The 3,975-nt window shown below is 51.4% G+C and carries 3 protein-coding genes; 2 read left to right on the forward strand and 1 reads right to left on the reverse strand.

Features of this window, described 5'->3' with window-relative positions; genetic code table 11:
- Together VN105_RS25915 and VN105_RS25920 are read left to right on the forward strand one after the other, a co-directional pair.
- Positions 1-1,008 (forward strand): glycosyltransferase (locus tag VN105_RS25915; RefSeq protein ID WP_325645709.1); only part of this gene is annotated, 1,008 nt, incomplete at its 5' end.
- Between the two features lies 1 nt (position 1,009).
- Positions 1,010-1,624, forward strand: coding sequence for an acyltransferase (locus VN105_RS25920; protein WP_325645710.1), 615 nt, complete (start codon positions 1,010-1,012; stop codon positions 1,622-1,624).
- On the opposite strand, the gene VN105_RS25925 is transcribed toward VN105_RS25920, so the two are convergent.
- Positions 1,621-3,975: PKD domain-containing protein (locus tag VN105_RS25925; protein WP_325645712.1), on the reverse strand; the 2,355-nt coding region annotated here is incomplete at its 5' end. The genes VN105_RS25920 and VN105_RS25925 overlap by 4 nt on opposite strands.

Raw genomic sequence — 3,975 nt, forward strand, 5'->3', positions numbered from 1 at the left:
AGCAAAAAAGTACCGGCTATTGTTTCAATAGGCAACAACCTGTGGAACTACTATCCTTCCGCGGTCCTCGAATCCATCAACTGGCTGCCTTTCACACCGCTTTTCTCCTGGTTTAACAAGCGTAATAACAGAAAGTTTGCCAACAGTATCAGGGAGGCTATCGGGGAAATGAATTTCAAAGACATCATTTTATTTAATGATAATGACATCTTCCGGGGATTCTATCTCAAGGAAATGTTACAGCCATCCAGTTATGTGTATTATAGCAGGGATTACCTGCTGGGCGTTCCCTACTGGAAAAAGCACGGACTACAGCTGGAGCCGCAGCATATTGCAAAAGCCGATGCCGCAGTAGCTAATTCCTTATACCTTAAAGAAATGCTGCAGCAATACAATCCTTCCAGCTATTATGTTGGACAGGGATGTGACCTGCGGTTGTTCAACGCTGCCGATGAACATCCTGTTCCGGAAGATGTGCCAACAGGCAAAGGCCCGGTAATAGGTTATGTGGGCGCGCTGAAATCGTTGCGGCTGGATATTAACGTATTGGTAAAGATAGCCAGCGAACGGCCGGACTGGCAACTGGTGCTGGTGGGCCCGGAAGATGACGACTTTAAAGCCTCCCGGCTTCACCAGCTACCCAACGTTTATTTTACGGGGCATAAGGATCTGTCGCAGCTCCCTGCTTATGTACAGGCTTTTGATGTATGTCTTAACCCGCAGGTACTGAACGAGGTAACAGCCGGGAACTACCCACTGAAAATAGATGAATACCTGGCCATGGGAAAACCGGTGGTGGCCACTGCTACCAAAACCATGGAGCTGTTCCGGCAGCATGTATACCTGGCAGCAACGCCGGACGATTATGTTCCGCTGATTGAAAGGGCACTGTCGGAAAACGCAGATCTTTCACTGGCAGGTGAACGGATCCGTTTTGCCCGCACACATACCTGGGAAAATTCGGTAGCAGCTATTTACCAGGCCATCTTAAACACCAGCGGTAACTAATATGAGCATCAAGGAAAAACTGAAACAACATCCCGGGCTAAAGAAACTGGCTTTATATCTCCTGATGCCAAAGCACCAGGCCCGCCCGCGCCTGTGGGTGCGATGGTTCGTGAATCCTTTTATCCATAAAAAAGGGAAGGGCGCACTCATCCGGAGACGGACCCGGATGGATGTACTGCCCTTCAATACTTTTACGCTGGGAAGCTACTCCACCATCGAAGATTTTGCCACCGTAAACAATGGAATGGGCGCAGTGATCATTGGTAATCATGTAAGGATTGGAATAGGCAATGTACTGATCGGCCCGGTACGTATAGGCGATAATGTTATACTGGCGCAAAACATTGTGTTGTCGGGATTGAATCATGGTTACCAGGATCCGGATGTTCCCATTTCGTTGCAGCCCTGTACTGTAGGTGAAATTGTTGTAGAAGCAGATTGCTGGATAGGCGCCAACAGCGTTATTACTGCAGGCGTTACTATCGGGCGGCATTCCGTGGTGGCCGGCGGCAGCGTGGTCACGAAAGATGTACCTCCTTATACAATAGTGGCGGGCAATCCTGCCCGCCCTATCCGTCAATATCAATCTTCCAGTGGTACCTGGGAAAAAATCTAGTTGCTTATTTTTATAAAACGTCCTTTCTTATTAAAGCTGTTGTCCTGCGACTTCACCTCTACTATAAAATGTCCGTTTGATAAATTGCTGATGTTCACATCCGACTGGAATGAGTCTGGTGTGGTAAACATTAGCTGTTGCTGTATCCGGCCGTTCATGTCATAGATCCTGACGTGCAGCGGCAATGTACCTTTGCGGGCAATCCGCAGGCGGATGTGATCCGTTGCCGGGTTGGGCGATATAGCCAGTGAATCATCTCCATGGGAAATAATATCGTTGCCCAGTACCGTTAAATTAAAGGTGGTGGTAGCCGTAGCATCCCCGTCGTCGGTAACGGTGAGCCTGAACTGGTACTCACCCGCCTGCAGGCCGTTGATGAGGGTTTGTACCTGGCCGGGACTTTTAAAATTGGCCCTGGTGGGGCCGGTTACCTGCGTCCATTCATACTTCACAATAGTACCATCCGGATCATAAGAGGCGCTGCCATCTGCAATGAACGAGTTCATTGGCTGCTGAATACTTTTGTCGCCCTGTGTTTGCGCTACCGGTGCTTTATTTGGCACCGGCAATACGGTGATGCTCACCGTAGCGGAGGCCGTGGCGCCGTTGTTATCTTTTACCGTAAGGCGGAAAGTATAGGTTCCTGTCTGCAGGTTGGTGATGTTTGTTTTAGCGGCGCCGGCGCTGGCAATGTCGCCACCGGCAGGACCGGCGGACTTTTCCCATAACCATGTTTCGATCCGCCCGTCGGCGTCGCTGGAGGCGCTGCCATCCAGGGCGGCGCTACTCACCGGTAACTGTACGGTAATGTTGTTGCCGGCAACAGCCACCGGCGGCTGGTTCACGGGCGCCGCTGTGACCACCACGCTTACAGTGGCTTTACTTGTGGCGCCGTTGTTATCGGTTACCGTGAGGCGGAAAGTATAGGTTCCCTCCTGCAGGTTAGTGACGTTTGTTTTGGCAGTACCTGCACTGGCAATGTTGCCACCGGCAGGACCGGCCGTTTTTTCCCAGAGCCAGGTTACGATTTGTCCGTCGGCATCCGCAGAGGCGCTGCCATCCAGGGCTGCGCTGCTCACCGGTAACTGTATGGCAATGTTGTTACCGGCATCAGCCACCGGCGATTGGTTAGGCGCTGCCGCCAATACCAATATGCTTACCGTAGCGGTGGCCGTAGCGTTGTTATTATCTGTTACGGTAAGCTGGTAAGTATAGGTTCCTGCAGCCAGGTTATTTACCGCGGATTGCGCAGCTCCGGCTGTTGCCAGGTCGCCACCGGCAGGACCGGTCGTTTTCTGCCACAACCAGCTAACAATTTGTCCGTCAGCATCTGTAGAGGAGCTGCCATTAAGCGTAGCTGTGTTCACCGGTAGTTGTACCTGGATGTTTTTCCCTGCACTGGCAACGGGTGGTTTATTGGCAGCAGCTAATACGGTCACTTTTACGGTAGCCGTATCTTTTGCGCCTGCATTATCTGTGATGATGAGGCGGAAGGTATAGGCGCCGGCCACCAGGTTGGTGACGTTTGTTTTAGCCGCGTTTGGCGCCGACAGATCGCCCCCTGCCGGACCGGCCGTTTTGGACCATGCCCATGCGGAGATCTGGCCGTCGGCATCTGTAGAAGCGCTGCCATCCAGTGAAGCGGTGTTCACCGGCAACTGTACCTGTACATCGCTTCCTGCACTGGCCACCGGCGGTTTATTAGCCGCCGCTTTCACAGTTACCGTGATGCTGTCGGCATCTGTTAAGCCGTTTTTATCGGTTACCGTTAACGCATATACGTAGGCGCCCTCGGTAAGACCTGTTACATTTGTTTTCACCACAGCGGGGCTCACAATAGTTCCTGCGGAAGGGCCGGAGATCTTCTTCCAGGCGTAGCTTTGAATAGTGCTGCCGGCGGAAGCGGTGGATAACGCGCCATCCAGGGTAACATTATCTACCGGCAAGGTGATAGTGATATTGCTGCCTGCATTTGAAACGGGCGGCAAAGTAGTGCTGCCGGATTTAAATTCAAACGCACCTACATCGTACTTACTTTGCTGGGGTCTTGGCGCATTGTCGAAGTCCGTTTTTAATGCAAAGTCCGTCATATCCCTGCCCGTATTTACCGCAGTGGAAGTGGATTGCAAGCGGTAGTTTCCTCCGGCCCCGTCCACAAAATTAGCGGAAGCTACATCGGTATAGCAGATGTTGTTTCCTGCAGTAAGCTTAATAGGCTGATCTCCTTTAATATACATTCCCTTTGAAGGGTAATCATAAGCAGTTCCGGTTTGCACCAGGAGGTTATTATATACCTGGTGGCCGATAGGTGTTTGATAGGCAAATATTTTGATACCATTCTTTCCCCCGTC

It is taken from the genome of Chitinophaga sp. (assembly GCF_035564935.1).
Classification (GTDB): Bacteria; Bacteroidota; Bacteroidia; order Chitinophagales; family Chitinophagaceae; genus Chitinophaga.